The following is a 17,031-nucleotide window of genomic DNA, read 5'->3' on the forward strand; positions in this document are numbered from 1 at the left end:
ATTCCTTCTTATTCTTGATGCGAAACACTTTTGTCTCAATCTCATATTCTAAAGATTTTTTGCGGCTTATAAAAAAGAGAGTCCTAACATACTTTTATCAATCTATTTTTTTTTAGTATGGATTGTTGTCTGTATTTCAAAGTGATTGTTTCTCGTATTTCATTCGATAAATGATCAATAACCCAATAAACCAAACAGGAGTTAAGAGTAAGGCAATACGTGTATCTTTGCCAAGAAATAAAACTAGACAAATGAAAATCATGTAGGCAAAAACAAGAAAATTACTATAAGGATAAAAAGGCATTTTGAACGTATGCTCTTTTTTACCTAACATACTTTTACGATATTTTAAGTGAGTGTAAACGAGTATTCCCCAGATAAATAAAAAGCAAGTAGTCGCAATACTGCTGACGAGTGTAAATACTTCACTAGGCATCACATAATTTAGGATAACGGAAATAAAAATCACAATAGTTGAAAAAACTAACGCATTTCCTGGTACACGGTGAGAAGTCAACTGACGGAATTTTTTAGGCGCGCTACCTTCTTGTGAAAGAGAGCGTAACATACGTCCTGTACTGTAGATCGCGCTGTTACAAGCAGAAGCCGCAGCACTCAATACGACTAAATTAATCAAAGAAGCGGCTACGGTGATCCCAATTTCTGAAAACACTTCGACAAATGGGCTGTTGTTCGCATCTAAGCTATTCCAAGGATAGATAGACATGATAACGAACAAAGAACCAAGGTAAAAAAGAATGATTCGAATAGGAATATTATTGATAGCTTCGGGTAAGACTTTCTCAGGGTTTTTGGTCTCACCAGCAACCAAACCGACTAATTCGATTCCTGTAAAGGCAAATGTGACCATCTGAAAGGAAAGAATGAATCCTTTCGTACCAGTTGGGAAAAAGCCGCCATGTGACCAGAGATTGGTGATACTAGCAGGTCCAGCACTTGTTTTGTAATGGGTAAGAATCATGTAAATACCAACGATAATAAATGCAATAATGGAAACGACTTTGATCAAAGCAAACCAAAATTCTAATTCACCAAATAATGAAACAGCCACCATGTTTAAACCAAGCAGTAAAATCAGAGCGATCAATTCAGGAAGCCATTGTGGGACTCCTGGAACCCAGTAACGGACATACATCCCGATCGCTGTCAAATCCGCCATGGCGATCGCAACCCAACAAAACCAATAAGTCCAACCTGTTACGAAAGCAACTTTTTTTCCAAGATATTCTGCAACAAAATCAAGAAATGAATGATTATTTGTATTAGATAATAAAAGTTCACCTAAGGCACGCATAATAAAGAAGCAAACGCACCCGGTAATAAGATAAGCCAGTAAAATAGAGGGACCAGCTAATTGAATCGTTTTTCCTGCTCCTAAGAAAAGACCTGTTCCGATCGCACCACCGATCGAAATCAATTGAACGTGTCTATTCTTAAGTCCACGCTGTAGTTCTTGTTGCTCTTCAACCATTGTTTAATCATCCTAACTAAAAAATTTGATAATTTCTATATTAATAGAATTTTCTAAAAATTACAACTTAATTCAGAAAATATTCAAAAATTCATTTTCAAACAAATGCAATCAGACCAATCAATCTAAGAAGAGAGGATTGATCGACTGATGAATTAATGAATGATGTTCAAATAAATTGCAGATAAACATGAGAAAATAGTGAATCATTTCCCAAAAAAGGAAAAGCCTTTATCAAAACGAACCTGTCGTTTCGGATAAAGGCTTTCTTCTATTTTTTTAAGATACGTGATAAAAACTCTTTGGTACGTTCTTCTTTTGGATGAACAAAAATATCATCAGAGGTTCCTTCTTCAGCAACAACACCTTTATCCATGAAGATGACACGATCAGAAACATCTTTTGCAAATTCCATTTCATGTGTCACGATAATCATCGTTAAACCAGTGTGAGCTAGGTCTTGAATGGTATTCAATACTTCTCCGACCATCTCAGGATCAAGTGCTGATGTTGGTTCATCAAATAACATTACATCTGGATCCATTGAGAGGGCTCTAGCGATTGCCACACGTTGTTTTTGACCACCTGATAATTGAGAAGGTTTGGCTTCAATATAACGTTCCATACCAACTTTTTCTAGATTTTCAAGAGCGACTTTACGAGCTTCGTCTTTGTTTCTTTTTAAGACAGTCGTCTGACCAGACATACAGTTTTCTAAGACATTCATGTTATTGAAAAGATTGAACGATTGGAATACCATTCCGACATTTGTTCGATATTTAGGCAAGTTATATTTTGGCGCAAGAATATTTTCACCATTATACATAATTTCGCCACCAGTAGGTTTTTCTAAAAGGTTGATGCAGCGTAAGAAAGTTGATTTACCAGAGCCAGAAGAACCAATGATGGTTACAACTTCACCTTTATGGATATCCATGCTGATGTCTTTTAATACTTCATTTTCACCGAAGCTTTTTCTTAAATGATTGATTTTAATGATTTCTTCACTCATGATTCTTCCTCCTTATTCCTGCAAGTTGGCGTTGTCAACTTCTTCAATTTTTGTATAGGCTGAAGGACCATCGATTTTTTTCTCCACTACACGCAAGATTCTGGTAATCGTAAAGGTCATAACCAAGTAAATGATACCTACGATTGTAAATGTTTGGAAGAATTGGAAGTTTGCTCCTGCAGCAGAGTTCCCTTGGAAGAATAGATCAGCTACACCAATAACACTTAAGACTGCTGTATCTTTGATATTGATAACAAATTCATTCCCGGTCGCAGGTAAGATGTTACGTAAGACCTGAGGAACAACTACTTTTCGCATTGTTTGTCCATGTGTCATACCAATTGCTTGCGCTGCTTCAAATTGTCCTTCATCGACAGCGAAAATACCACCACGGACGATTTCAGTCATATAAGCCCCAGTATTGATCGATACAATGAATAAGGCAGCAATTGTACGATCAAGGGAGATTCCAAAGGCTAATGCTAATCCGTAAAAGACGACCATAGCTTGAACCATCATTGGTGTTCCACGGAATATTTCAATATAAATCGATAGTAGTAAATTTGCTAACTTTTGGAAGAAACGTGTCACGGCATTGTCAGACTCAGGAATAGAACGGAAAACACCGATCAACAAGCCTAAGGTAGTTCCAATAACTGTCCCAATCAATGCAATAAATAACGTAAGTCCTGCACCACGAAGGAACATATTCCCATATTGATCCCAAATCGTTTTGAAATCAGTGAACAAACCAGCTTTTTCTCCCTCTGTATTTGTTGAAGCGGGTTGATCTTTGATTGCTTGATCCATAATTTCTGTACGTTCTTTTTGAGAGATACCGCTAAGAATTTGGTTAACTTTTTGGATATCTGGGTCACCTTTACGCATTCCAATAGCGATTTGGACATCTTCAGGATTTGTTTGAAAACCATTCTGACCAGTAAATTCTAACATTTTTAAATCTTTATTGACGCTAGTTGCTGTTACCCCTTCAGGTCGTTCGCTGACATAACCATCAATCATACCTGAAGCAAGAGCGGTACGCATCGCAGAGAAGTTATCCATTGCTTGTTGCTTTTGCACATCAGGAATTTGATCGATGACATTATAATGGAAAGTATTCAATTGAGCAGTAATCTTAGCATTTGATAGATCCGCCAAACTTTTTGCATTGGCATATTTACTATCTTTTTTGACGACTACAACAAGTTGTGATTCATAATAAGGATCGGTAAAATCAATTTCTTTTTTACGTTCTGCTGTGGGGCTCATCCCAGCAATGATCGCATCGATTTTGCCAGATTGTAACGCAGGGGCTAATCCATCCCATTTGGTTTGCATGATGACTAATTTTTTCCCTAATCCATCCGCAACTTTTTTGGCAATTTGGACGTCATAACCACCAGCATAGCTTTTTTGACCTTGGATCGGTACAGCGTTGTTGGCATCTGTTTGCTGTGACCAGTTGAAAGGGGCATACCCCGCTTCCATACCTACACGGAACTCATCTGTTGGTGTTTTCTCATCGGCATTCACGAAACTTCCTACAGTGAAGAATGAAAAAATAAATGCCATCAATAGGGTAAGTGTAACTGAACTTTTTTTCATAATCTTTCTCCTTTTCTTTTTACACATACGGCTCGACGATTTCATCAGGAATGAAACGGGCGAAGTTCCGCTTCAGCTAACTTAATTTTACTGTCAGATAGACGTACTTATCAAATTAACTGTTTACGCATAATTTTTTTACGAGCGGTTAAACAAATGCGTTGCAGTAGCTTATCAGGAGAAATAAAAAACGACCGCTTCAAGAATATAAAAGGGTCGCTAACATTTCACAAAAGTGATAAACCTCTCACAAAACATAGCGCAACTTAGCATCACTGCTAAGACAGTCCACAAGCTCTTAACTTGTGTCCCAACGTAAACTTCAAGCAAAGAAGAGTACATTTCGGCGATCTTCCCTAGTCCTGCTTCACGGTGTTTGCTTCACTCCACAGGGTTAATGATTCTCGCGACCTCTACCTCATTGATTGAGGTATCTCGTATTCAGTTATTTATACAAAAAATAGTTTACGATAGACAAAGCACTTTGTCAATCTATAACAGAAGTTTTCTTGTGAAGTATTGATAGCTATAGAAAATTTCTATAATTATACAAAAAATAAGAAAAATGATATTCAAAAAGAGCGAGAGTTGTAAAAGAATAATTATTCATTAAATAAATAAAAATTAGGACACGAATCTATTTAAGTGTCCTAATTCCTACTCATTATATAAATATAAAGTAAAGCAGTCGAAAAGATGAGCTGCTTAGCAATAGCTGACCCGATCAATCATTTTCGATCCTGGCTTTCTGTTTATTATGCTGTTTTACTAACTACTTTTTTTTCACGACCTAAGATTGCTTGAAGAATAATCGTTACGCCATAAATAGCCAATATTAGATAAATCAGACTTGAATATTGAGTGATTCCCCAACCCCATGTTCGGAAAATAACTAAGGTAATCGCTAAAACGATCGCAGCAAGTACATTGAAAAATGCAAATGCCCAAAGATTTCCATTTTCTTTACGAGCAAGGTAAAAAATTGAAAAATAAATACTTAATGCTAACCAGGCGATACAAGCTAAAATCACGCCCCAGTAAATAATGGATGGTACCATACCAACTCACCTCACTTTTGTTCTATATGCTTGGTTTATCGTACTATTAGATAGCAATAGTGATGATCATACCGAAGAATCTAGCAGTATTGTAGCACGTTTTCATTAGTTTGTCAGTCTATATTGTGAGATGTTTCTCAAAAAATGAAATCGTTTGAATAAAAAGTACGATCAATCAATAAACGAAAGATAGATGTATAATAAGAGAGAGGTGAAAGGAAATGAAAAAAGTAACCGTTGAAGAAGCGGTAGCAACAATAGCCACTAGTTCAAAAATCACTTTCCTAACTGGCGCTGGGGTATCAACGCCTTCTGGTATTCCCGACTATCGATCGTTAAAAGGAATCTATCATGGATTGGAACAACCCGAATACCTTCTAAGTCATGAAGCAATGAACAATGAGCCACAAAAATTTTATTCATTTGTGAAAAAAATATATCATCCAACAGCAAGACCAAATATTATTCACTTAGAAATGGCAAAGTTAGCCTCAAAAAAGCAAGTTTGGGTAGTTTCCCAAAATATCGATGGATTACATGAAAAAGCGGGAAGTCCAAAACTTGTGAATTTTCACGGAAATCTTTATCATTGCTATTGTAGGAAATGTGGGAACACCGTTTCTTGGGAAACCTATTTACAAACAGATCAACATGCAACATGTGGGGGACAAATTCGACCAGATATCGTGTTGTATGGGGAAGGATTTAATGATGAAGTCATAGAGCGAGCAACATCGGCTGTTCAACAAGCAGAGTTGATCGTCATCGTCGGAACGAGTTTTCAAGTACACCCGTTTTGTGACTTAATCCAATTTCGTAATACGAAGTCTCAAATCTTAGTAATCAACCAAGAGCCAATCCAGTTAGACCAAGAATATGATTTTCTGCAAACGGACGGTGCTATAGTATTTGAAAAATTATCAAAAGGAGCAAATTATGACCATTAGAACAGAAAAAGAAAAAATGATTGCTGGCGAATTATATTTTGCTAATGATCCGGAATTAGTAGCGGATCGTCAATACGCAAGAAGTCAAAGTACGATCATCAACCAAGCAGAAACAGCAGAGCTACGTTCTCAATTACTAAAAGAAACCTTTGGAAAAACGGGAGAAAAAATCTACATGGAGCCAACGATCAATTTTGATTATGGTTACAATATTCGTGTAGGTGAAAACTTCTATGCGAACTACAACTGTACATTTTTAGATGTAAGTACGATCGAAATCGGCGACAATTGCATGTTTGCGCCAAATGTTCAACTTTATACAGCCACTCATCCACTTCATCCAGTGAAAAGAAATAGTGGCTTAGAATATGCGAAACCAATCAAAATTGGTCATAATGTCTGGCTTGGTGGTGGTGTGATCATTACGCCAGGTGTTACGTTAGGAAACAATGTCGTAGTTGGAGCGGGTTCTGTTGTAACTAAATCTTTTCCTGATAATGTAGTGATTGCAGGTAATCCTGCTCGAGTAATCAAAAAAATATTAGAAGATCAACAACCAGAAAAACTTGAAGACTTACGTCAAACAATCGATCAGATTGATCAACAAATCGTCAAATTACTAGAAAAACGTATGGACACGGTAACGAAAATTGGCGAAACCAAACAAGCATCGAAAAAAGCAGTCTATGACGAAAAAAGGGAGCAAGAAGTATTAGAAAAAATCGCTAGTCGGTTAGAAAATACGAAATATAAAGAAACGATCACAGCGACATATATCGATCTGATGAAACATTCTCGTGACTATCAAAATGAATTAAATGGGGAGAAAGTGGATGATTGATGGAGAAGCACGGCGTAAAGAAATCCTGCATACCCTGGCAAATGAAGAAAAACCGGTCAGTGCCAGCAAATTCGCTTCACGGTTTCAAGTGAGCCGTCAAATTATCGTCGGAGACATTGCATTGTTAAGAGCATCAGGCGCGGCTATTATTGCAACGGCAAGAGGTTACGTTCTTGAAACCAATGAAACACAGAACGGCTTAGTGAGCAAGATTGCTGTCCAACATGGTCGTGAGCAAACAGAAGAAGAGTTGCGCTTGATCGTTGAAGCTGGTGGCGAAGTTTTAGATGTCATTGTAGAACATCCCTTATATGGTGAGTTGACAGGCATGCTTCATATCCAAACAACTCAAGAAATTGAATTGTTTATGAAACGCTATAAAAAAAGTAATGCTACGTTGTTATCTGAGCTGACCGATGGGATTCATCTGCATACCATCCGTTATCCAGATACTAATGTGTTGAGAACGATTAAGCAACAGTTGATAAAAGCAGGAATTCTCTACGAAGGCTAATGAAGAGCAGAGTAGTCTGGGATGAATATTTAAGAACATTAAATAATAAATAACTGGTATGATTTGTCCATTTATGAATCGTACCAGTTATTTTATTTTTTTGAAAAAGAAGGAAGAAACTAGTTTCATTTTCTAAGTAAAATGGGACAATAGGAAGTTTTGTAGCTGAATTTATTTTTTGATACTACTTCTTACAGAAGCATTCGTGACATAAATAAAATATAGGAGTTGAAGCGCATGATAGGATGGATTTATCAGTCTGAAAAAACAGTGATTAAAGGTGACTTTGAGGTGGTGGAATCCACAAATGATTATTCGAAGGATTTAGCAGAGGTGCTATTTGCCAATCAAGACAAACTAATGGATCATACCCGTAGACAACAATTTTTCAGGAATTTTTTGGATCATTTACCTCCAGCTGCAAAAGAAAAACGTTTGTGGAACGCCATTCAAGAGGTGACACGAAATTCTGAAGATTTTTCTTTCAATAGTATGTGGGATCAGGGAAGTCTCAGCGTTCATAATTTGTCTAAAGATAGTTTAGAAAAAGCAATAACGGATAAAATGGGGAAAATAGCTTTAGAAGTAGTTAAACGAACTCCTGATGTCCAACTACTTTGTTATTATGATCCTAAAATAAAAGCGTATACTCCTAACGATGAAATGCCCGTACATCAGTTATATCTTGCACGAGAAGAGTTAAAAGAACGAATGAGTGTGTTCAATCGTCAAGGAGAATGTTCACTTAATTTGCCGTGGGAAGAAAAAACGTCACTTGAAAATATTCTTTCTAATGGTAAAACCACACTTTTCTATGATCCAGAATCCAGCTTGAATTTAAAAGAAGCGGAAAATATAAACGATTATAAAAATATGATTGAGAATTTTATATATGACCATAGTTTGGTGTTAGATAATCCCTACGTTCGTCAAGACTTTCTTAAGAATTTTTCGCTGTATGTTCCTTTTGAGGAAAATGGTCTGACATTAGGAAAAGAGTTTCAGCAAGTTAGTACAAAATTTGAACATCTTTTATGTGACGATTTCTTTGATGGGCTAGATGCTTGGATAGAAGAAGTGGCTGTAATATTGGTCCGGCATAATCAAAACACCCAACTACTTATTCCTCATGAGCTAGAGGATGGTTTTTACAATCTACAGAATGATTCAGGACTAAACGGACGAGTATTCACTTTTGATCACGACCATCAGTTACACGTCCTCCCACAGGAGAAACCCTATACTTTGTTGGGACCAGAAATTGAGCAAGAACCTTCAATCATTGATAGTCATTTTTTAAGTCAAGATGTTTCGCCAGTTGAACTTCTGCAATTAACAACTAGTGTAAAATTTAAATTAACTATCTTAAGTGAACGATTCCCTCATTTAAAAGATCAAAAGATGGTTACAACTGTTACTAATGAGTTTTCTCAACTAACACAACAGCTTGAAGTACTTCATCGCAAAGTTGAGCAACAAAGTTTAGCAGACTTAAATCAATTTTCTGAAAATCGGTCTTCAATCCCTGCTTCTAAATTAGCTAAGCTGTTAAAGCTATCGAAAGATTACATAGATTATTACAGTTATTATAACGAAAATGAATTAATTGAGAATAAAAGTCATTTATGGAAAGATACGAAGAGAAAGATCGAAAACGAATTAAATAAACGGCAACGGGAAAAAGCTTGGCGCGAAGAAGCAGTAGCAGTTAATAAACTGTCAGAAAATGTGATTTGCTTTTCGGATGATGAAATCAACGTAAAATTAAAGGAAGCTAGCTTACAAATATCAATGTTAAATGGCTCTTTAAATAAAAATCAGACTGTAAAAAGTCTCCTAAATAAATGGAAGGATGCTCAATCTAAGCTAATAAAAGAACAATCTCAACGTTTATCTATGAAAAATTATGTACAGAAAGAGCTTAGTTATCTATCGAAAGAAAAGCTTGCTGAATGTGCAAATATAGCAGAACAGCGTATCAATGAATTAAAGACAAAAAATTTTGGAGATAACGCACTGGAACAACAGATTAGTTTTTGGATGAGATGCAAGAAAAGTTTACTATCTGAATTAAAGAGTATTGAAATGTTGGAAAAGCGGAAAAAAAACATAGCAGAATTCCCCTTTTTATACGAACAAAGCACCGTTGAACAAACGATCAGTTGGATCGATGACTACTGGGGATCGTTTTTCGATAGAAGTGAGCGTACAAAGAATCTCTTAAAAAAAAATCTTACCATTTGTCAAGAGGATCTAGAATTTAGAGCACAAGCAGATAAGCTACAATCTGAGATAAATCAACGACCTGTTTCAGAAATAAATGCGTTTTTACGAGCACTAGCAGAACGAATAGTTAAAATACAAACAAAACTACAAGAAATCAAATTAAACTCTTCTGAATATGACTGGCGGGACCCATATTCTGCAAAAAAAGAATTAGAGAAGTGGAAAAGTTTCGTGGTGGAAATATACAAGTCGCAGGCTGTTCTGATACAACCTGATCTATATGATAAAAATACAGTTGAGGATAAAATAAAACAATTGCCGAGTAATAATACCACGCTCTTTAATTTGATGGCTAGAAAAAGATGCGAGAAAGATCTTGCGTTACGATCTGAAGCAGAAACAATAATTGAAAATATAAAATGCAAAAATACTCCAGAAATAGTACATATATTAAAAAAAATAGAAGGTCAAATTGAAAAAATTAAAGTTGGGATCAATAAATTAAAAGTATCAAATTCTGAATTAGAGACAGAAATTACTAAAAATCAATTAATGCAAGAAGATGAGCCAATAGGAGAACGCAAAGATCAATTAAAAATCTTGACTCAGCAACTTCGTGCTCAGCGAGAGAATCAATGCTATGCGCAACAGAATGGAGAAAAACAGTTAGACAAATGGATGGAAATGATCGATGAAATAGAACGTTCGTTAAAAACAACCAACCGAATAAACCAAGCAATGGGGGAAAAGAAGAATCTCGAGCGAGAAATTGCTGAACTTAAAGCAAGAATCAATGCATTAGAGAAATCAAATGATCGAATAGAGAAAAAGGAGTTTATGTTAAACCAACTCCCGGAGAAACAAAATGACCGAATGGAGAAATTACAATGTAAGTCAAATTCTCTAACAGAGGAACTAGAGAAGACACACAATTTCCTATTTTATGTAAAGAATGGCGCCTACCTTTCTAAAAAATTTAGAGAACCAGAAAGTCCATGTAAGAAGAGAAAGTTGAAAGAACGTTTAGCTAGTTTGTGGATGAGAACCGTTCGACAAAAAGATCCAAAGGAAAAGACGGGTAGAGTACAGAGTGGAAGGGATCACTAATGAATCAAGAAAGCAGAACATTCCCAATCCGTTTTTTTAATCAGTTTAAAGTATAGCCTCGCTGATTCTTAGTAATATAAAAAAGGAGTGGGTCTCTCCACGCTAAAAAGCAGCATCTTCGAAAATCGCTACTTGTTTTTTCGAAGATGCTGCTTTTTAGTTCAATTTCTTACGAGTCATTTAGATTGAAATACAACTTTCAATCATTTTTATTCAATCACCAATACGCCTTCTTTAAGGGCAAATGGATTCTTTTCGTTGATATGGTCGTAGAACATCACGCCGTTGATATGATCAATTTCGTGTTGGACAACGATTGCCTCATAATTTTTCAAGCGGATTTTATGTTTCTCGCCATTCATATCTGTATAAGAAACCGTGATCTTAGCGTGGCGGACTACGTAGCCAGGTACTTCTCGGTCAACAGATAAACAGCCTTCTCCTTCGCCAAGGCAAGCATCTTGAACTGAGTGACTAAGGATTTTTGGATTATACATTACCGTACTTAGCGTGGGTTCTGTTACTTCTGGATCAGGGCTTGGCACGTGTACAGCAATGATGCGTTTAGAAATATCTAGTTGAGGAGCAGCTAAACCAACCCCTCCACGTAAGTTTAATTCTTCCGCTTTGATTGGATCTTGGCTATTTTTCAGGAATTCGAGCATTTCTTTTCCTAGGTCGATATTTTCTTTGCTTAATGGGAGAGCAACTTCTTCCGCTACTTCCCGCAAAGTAGGATTTCCTTCACGGATGATATTATCCATTGTGATCATGGAATATGTACCCCTTTCTTTTTAGACAGTTATACGTCTATTTTCGCATTATAGTTTAACATAAAATTTAAAAAGTAGGAGAAAGTTTGTTTAAAAACTAAATTTTCTTAATGATTCTTCACTTGATTTCTCCAGTATATTCAGGTAAAGTATAGCTGTATGCGTAAGGCATATCGCCTGTTACTTGGTTAAGCGAATCACCAACGTTTTACTCAGTCACAGGGGAATAATCGAAAGAGGTGAAAGAAATGGCAATTTCAAAAGAACGTAAAAATGAAATCATCAAAGACTATGCACGCCATGAAGGGGATACTGGTTCTCCAGAAGTACAAATCGCTGTATTAACGGAAGAAATCAACCACTTGAATGAACATGCACGTATGCATAAAAAAGATCATCATTCATACCGTGGCCTAATGAAAAAAGTTGGTCACCGTCGTAACTTGTTAGCTTACCTACGTAAGACTGATGTACAACGTTACCGCGAATTGATCAAACGCTTAGGTCTACGCCGTTAATTTTGACAAAAAGAGTGGGGTTCAAATGAATCTCACTTTTTTTACTGTAATACCTAATACAACCATTCTCGAAAAAAGCATGATAGACTCCTACTAACCAAATGAAAGCTGGATAAGCGACGTTTGGCGGTTTTCATTTGTTTAGTAGCGTCTTGCTTTCACGAGAAAGAAAAGGAGTAATTATGTCAGAAAAACAAATATTCAAAACGACATGGGGAGGCCGTCCCTTACAAATCGAAGTCGGTCAATTAGCAAAACAAGCGAACGGAGCAGTTTTAGTTCGCTATGGAGATACTGTAGTTTTAAGTGCGGCAGTTGCTTCAAAAGAAGCAAAAGATACTGACTTCTTCCCGTTGACGATCAACTATGAAGAAAAGATGTATGCTGCCGGTAAAATTCCTGGAGGATTTATCAAGCGTGAAGGTCGTCCAAGTACAGAAGCAACTTTAACGGCTCGCTTGATCGACCGTCCGATCCGCCCAATGTTTGCGGATGGCTTCCGTAACGAAGTTCAAGTAACCAACATCGTGATGAGTGTTGAAACAGATTGTTCACCTGCGATGGCTGCAATGCTAGGTTCTTCTTTAGCATTATCAATTTCAGATATTCCATTTGATGGACCAATTGCTGGTGTCGAAGTCGGCCGTGTAAATGGCGAATATGTCTTGAATCCAACAGTTGAACAAGCGGAACAAACAGATATTGAACTAAGTGTTGCAGGTACAAAACAAGCAATCAACATGGTTGAAAGTGGTGCGAAAGAAGTTTCTGAAGAAGATATGCTTGGAGCATTACTATTTGGTTTTGATGCAATCAAAGAATTAGTTGCTTTCCAAGAAGAAATCGTCCAAGCTGTCGGCAAAGAGAAAATGGAAGTTTCTTTGTTACAAGTAGATGCAGATTTGAAAAAAGAAATCTTTGATGCTTCTTATGCTACGATGAAAACGGCTGTTATGACAGAAGAAAAACTAGCTCGTGAAGACAATATCGAACAAGTAAAAATCGATATTCGTGAAGCTTATGCCGAAAAATTTATCGGGCATGCAGAGGAAGATCAATTACTAAAAGAAGTAAAACAAATTACTGAGGACTTAGAAAAAGATGTAGTTCGTGAATTGATCACGATCGACAAGATTCGTCCTGATGGGCGTAAATTGGACGAAATCCGTCCACTAGCTTCAGAAGTAAGCTTGTTGCCACGGGTTCATGGTTCAGGTTTGTTTACTCGAGGACAAACTCAAGCATTATCTGCTTGTACGCTTGCGCCACTAGGTGAACACCAAATTATTGATGGACTGGGAGTAGAAGTTAGCAAACGATTCATCCACCATTACAACTTCCCACAATTTTCTGTTGGTTCAACAGGGCGTGCGGGATCACCTGGTCGTCGTGAAATCGGACATGGTGCTTTAGGTGAACGTGCGCTAGCACAAGTGATTCCTTCAGAAGAAGATTTCCCTTATACAATCCGTTTAGTGGCAGAAGTTTTAGAATCGAATGGTTCTTCTTCACAAGCAAGTGTCTGTGCTGGGACATTAGCATTGATGGATGCCGGTGTGCCAATCAAAGCACCAGTTGCAGGGATTGCAATGGGACTTGTTTCAGATGGCGAAAACTATACGATTTTAACAGATATCCAAGGATTAGAAGATCATCTGGGAGATATGGACTTTAAAGTGGCTGGAACTAAAGATGGGATAACTGCTCTACAAATGGATATTAAGATCCAAGGAATTACGGAACAAATCCTAAAAGAAGCGCTAGCCCAAGCAAAACAAGCACGTATGGAAATCTTAGAAGAATTGACTTCAACGATTGCAGCACCTCGTGAAGAATTAAGCCCATATGCACCGAAAATCGAAATGATCCAAATCGACCCTGCGAAGATCAAAGATGTGATCGGTAAAGGTGGCGACACAATCAATGGTATCATTGAAGAAACTGGTGTGAAAATCGATATCGATCAAGATGGTAAAGTAAGTATTGCTTCATCTGATAAAGAAATGATCCAAAAAGCAATCAAGATCATTGAAGACTTAACTAAAGAAGTAAAAGTCGGTGAGGTTTATCTAGGAAAAGTAGTTCGTATTGAAAAATTTGGTGCTTTCGTTAACTTGATCAAAGGAAAAGACGGATTGGTTCACATCTCTCAACTTTCAAATGACCGTGTCAATAAAGTAGAAGATGTAGTCAAATTGGGTGATGAAGTCCTTGTCAAAGTAACTGAGATTGACAAACAAGGTCGCGTAAATCTTTCTAGAAAAGCGATGTTAACAGAAGATGGTTCTGAAAAAGAAACAAAATAATCGTTCAAACGATAAAATAGCAAAAAGAGTAATCTGAAGGGTGAAACGCCTACGCCAGTGAAAAATACTTGTTTTTGCTACATTGAAAAAGAAGGAGTGAGACAATGTCTTACTCCTTCTTTTTATAGCTAAAATCCCTCTGGAAAGTTTACTTGGATAAAAGCTATTCATAATCTTTGGTCTAATTTTCAAAATAACATAAAATAAAGGTGTATTTTTTAAGGAGGGAACGAGATGCTTTATTTTTTTCTGACTTTGATCGTTGGTGGCGTTTTAGGTCTGTTCGCTGGATTGATCTTAAATGAGGATGTACCTGGCGGTGTCACTGGAAATGTAGTGATCGGCTTTTTAGGAAGTTGGTTAGGAGAATTTGTTCTTGGTGAATTAGGTCCCTCGATCAAAGGATTCTACCTCATCCCTTCATTGCTAGGAGCTCTTTTTTGTCTCGGTGTGTATTCATTTTTAGCAGACTATATCCGTCGACATTACTAAATGAAATCTTGTATAATGATTTGACACTTCGTAGGGGTCTCTAGTTAAGTAAATCACATGAAATAAAAGATCAATGATTTGTGAAGAAAATACGATAGTGAACGAAAGTAGAAAAGAGGGGGACAATTGACAACAAAACACAACACTAAAAAAATTTCAATGGCTGGTCTATTAGTTGCGATGGGTGTAGTTTACGGAGATATTGGAACGAGTCCACTATATGTAATGAAGGCCATCGTAGAAGATAACGGAGGACTACGAGGTATCAATCCTGAATTTGTCCTTGGTTCGGTGTCATTGATTTTTTGGACACTAACATTACTTACCACAATCAAGTATGTGGTGATTGCGTTAAATGCCGATAACCACGGTGAGGGTGGGATTTTTTCTTTATATACACTAGTCAGGAAAGGAAGTAAATACTTGATCGTACCAGCAATGATCGGTGGAGCTGCTCTACTTGCTGATGGAGTATTGACCCCAGCGGTGACTGTCACGACAGCAATCGAGGGGTTAAGAGGTATCCCACAATTTTTTGATCGATTCGGTAACAATCAAAATATTATTGTCATTATTACATTAGTCATCATTTTCCTATTATTTATGGTTCAACGATTCGGTACCGAGATAGTAGGAAAAGCGTTTGGTCCGATCATGTTTTTATGGTTTACTTTTTTAGGTGTGATGGGTTTAATAAATTTCAGCCAAGACTGGACGGTGATCCGAGCGTTGAACCCCTACTACGCGATTCGCCTACTTTTTAGTCCAGACAATCGATTAGGTCTCTTTATTTTAGGAAACATCTTTCTGGCTACGACAGGGGCGGAAGCATTGTATTCTGACTTGGGGCATGTGGGGAAATTAAATATCCGTTTAAGTTGGCCTTACGTTAAACTTTGCTTAGTATTGAATTACTTCGGACAAGCGGCTTGGTTACTGAATATTTATCAAAATCAAGAGGTGCAACAAATCAATAATCTCAATCCATTTTTCCAAATGTTACCTAAAGGTTGGTTGATTATTGGCGTTGGGTTTGCTACGATCGCTGCGGTCATTGCTTCACAGGCTTTGATTACTGGATCATTTACATTGGTATCAGAGGCGATTAAGTTAAAACTCTTACCACGCTTGAAAATCATGTATCCAGGAAACAGTATCGGTCAGATGTATATTCCCGCGGTTAATTTGATTTTATGGTTGGCTTGTTCGTTGATCGTGGTTACTTTCCGAACATCACATCATATGGAAGCAGCCTATGGACTTTCAATTACTGTCACGATGTTGATGACGACGGTACTTCTTTATTTCTATTTGATCCAAAGCAACTATTCCAAATGGTTCGCCTGGATTGTGTCTTTCTTTTTTGGTGCGATCGAGATCATCTTTTTCATCTCAAGTATCGTGAAGTTTTTCCACGGAGGGTTTGTTGCGGTGTTGATGGCGATCATTATTTTAGCTGTCATGTTTATTTGGGAACAAGGAAATATCATCCGTGAGTCTGCTGCGGAAGATGTGGCATTAAAAGATTACATTCCACAATTAGCGGAATTAAGAGATGATCACTCATTGCCACTTTATCAAACTAATGTGGTGTTCTTAGTACCAGATATGGCCGAAGGAAAAGTTGGTAGACAATTTGTCTACTCGATTCTGGACAAACGACCAAAAAGAGCACGTGTATATTGGTTCGTACATGTGGAAGTGACGGATGAACCTTATACGAAAGAATACCAAATCGATATGATGGATACTGATTTTGTCGTACAAGTGAATCTCTTCTTAGGATTCAGAGTACAACAAGAAATCAATGTCTATGTTCGTCAAATCATTCATGATTTGATGAAACAAGGAAGATTACCAAAACAACCGCAGACTTATTCGTTAACTCCGGGAAGAGAAGTCGGTGATTTCCAATTTATCTTGATTGATGAAGTGATCTCAAATGTGACGACTCTCAGCAAATGGGAACGACAAATCATGCAAGCAAAACTTGCAATTAAAAAAATTGCGACCACGCCAGAAACTTGGTTTGGTTTAGAGTATAGTGAAGTAAAGCATGAAACAGTACCGTTACTAATTGGTGTAACAAGAAAAACGTGGTTAAAAGAAAGGAAAAATTAAACTTTAGCGAATAAAG

The 17,031-nt window shown here is 37.1% G+C and carries 13 protein-coding genes and 1 riboswitch; of the genes, 8 read left to right on the forward strand and 5 right to left on the reverse strand.

All coding sequences use genetic code 11. The features are described from left to right. Positions 1 to 136 precede the first annotated feature (136 nt). From AB3I42_RS05985 to AB3I42_RS06000, 4 genes are all read right to left on the reverse strand, one after another. Positions 137 to 1,492, reverse strand: a complete 1,356-nt coding sequence (locus AB3I42_RS05985) for an amino acid permease (protein ID WP_010736842.1) — start codon at positions 1,490 to 1,492, stop codon at positions 137 to 139. 271 nt (positions 1,493 to 1,763) lie between these two features. Then, positions 1,764 to 2,504, reverse strand: coding sequence for an amino acid ABC transporter ATP-binding protein (locus AB3I42_RS05990; protein WP_010720365.1), 741 nt, complete (start codon positions 2,502 to 2,504; stop codon positions 1,764 to 1,766). 12 nt (positions 2,505 to 2,516) lie between these two features. Next, positions 2,517 to 4,112: an ABC transporter permease subunit gene (locus AB3I42_RS05995; RefSeq protein ID WP_010720364.1), complete on the reverse strand. Its 1,596-nt coding sequence runs from the start codon at positions 4,110 to 4,112 to the stop codon at positions 2,517 to 2,519. Between the two features lie 249 nt (positions 4,113 to 4,361). Next, positions 4,362 to 4,536, reverse strand: a riboswitch (Lysine riboswitch). 331 nt (positions 4,537 to 4,867) lie between these two features. Beyond that, on the reverse strand, positions 4,868 to 5,170 hold the full coding sequence (locus AB3I42_RS06000) for a hypothetical protein (protein ID WP_010736843.1): 303 nt from the start codon (positions 5,168 to 5,170) through the stop codon (positions 4,868 to 4,870). 221 nt (positions 5,171 to 5,391) lie between these two features. Here AB3I42_RS06000 and AB3I42_RS06005 point away from each other — a divergent pair, with 221 nt between their 5' ends. The 4 genes from AB3I42_RS06005 to AB3I42_RS06020 all read left to right on the forward strand — a co-directional run bounded on the left by AB3I42_RS06005 (position 5,392) and on the right by AB3I42_RS06020 (position 10,805). Then, on the forward strand, positions 5,392 to 6,117 hold the full coding sequence (locus AB3I42_RS06005; RefSeq protein WP_010736844.1) for an NAD-dependent protein deacylase: 726 nt from the start codon (positions 5,392 to 5,394) through the stop codon (positions 6,115 to 6,117). Then, positions 6,104 to 6,958 (forward strand): chorismate mutase, encoded by an 855-nt coding sequence (locus AB3I42_RS06010; RefSeq protein ID WP_223603318.1) that lies wholly within the window; start codon positions 6,104 to 6,106, stop codon positions 6,956 to 6,958. The genes AB3I42_RS06005 and AB3I42_RS06010 overlap by 14 nt, the downstream gene beginning before the upstream one ends. Next, on the forward strand, positions 6,951 to 7,472 hold the full coding sequence (locus AB3I42_RS06015; RefSeq protein WP_010720360.1) for a transcription repressor NadR: 522 nt from the start codon (positions 6,951 to 6,953) through the stop codon (positions 7,470 to 7,472). Before AB3I42_RS06010 ends, AB3I42_RS06015 begins: the two co-directional genes overlap by 8 nt. 237 nt (positions 7,473 to 7,709) lie before the next feature. Next, on the forward strand, positions 7,710 to 10,805 hold the full coding sequence (locus AB3I42_RS06020; protein ID WP_181933797.1) for a hypothetical protein: 3,096 nt from the start codon (positions 7,710 to 7,712) through the stop codon (positions 10,803 to 10,805). Between the two features lie 209 nt (positions 10,806 to 11,014). On the opposite strand, the gene def is transcribed toward AB3I42_RS06020, so the two are convergent. Further along, complete coding sequence (gene def / locus AB3I42_RS06025) at positions 11,015 to 11,578, reverse strand: peptide deformylase (RefSeq protein WP_010720354.1); 564 nt, start codon at positions 11,576 to 11,578, stop codon at positions 11,015 to 11,017. A gap of 248 nt (positions 11,579 to 11,826) precedes the next feature. On the opposite strand from def, the gene rpsO reads away from it, so the two are divergent. From rpsO to AB3I42_RS06045, 4 genes are all read left to right on the forward strand, one after another. Then, positions 11,827 to 12,096, forward strand: a complete 270-nt coding sequence (rpsO, locus tag AB3I42_RS06030; RefSeq protein WP_010720353.1) for a 30S ribosomal protein S15 — start codon at positions 11,827 to 11,829, stop codon at positions 12,094 to 12,096. 182 nt (positions 12,097 to 12,278) lie between these two features. Then, positions 12,279 to 14,402 (forward strand): polyribonucleotide nucleotidyltransferase, encoded by a 2,124-nt coding sequence (gene pnp / locus AB3I42_RS06035; protein WP_081123139.1) that lies wholly within the window; start codon positions 12,279 to 12,281, stop codon positions 14,400 to 14,402. A 234-nt stretch (positions 14,403 to 14,636) separates the two neighbouring features. Next, entirely contained in the window at positions 14,637 to 14,894 is a 258-nt protein-coding gene (locus AB3I42_RS06040) for a GlsB/YeaQ/YmgE family stress response membrane protein (protein ID WP_010720351.1), read from the forward strand. 126 nt (positions 14,895 to 15,020) lie between these two features. Then, the gene (locus AB3I42_RS06045) at positions 15,021 to 17,015 is read left to right on the forward strand and encodes a KUP/HAK/KT family potassium transporter (protein ID WP_306690287.1); all 1,995 of its coding nucleotides are present in this window, start codon (positions 15,021 to 15,023) and stop codon (positions 17,013 to 17,015) included. Positions 17,016 to 17,031: the final 16 nt, after the last annotated feature.

It is taken from the genome of Enterococcus sp. C53 (genome assembly GCF_040887425.1).
GTDB lineage: Bacteria > Bacillota > Bacilli > Lactobacillales > Enterococcaceae > Enterococcus_B > Enterococcus_B hirae.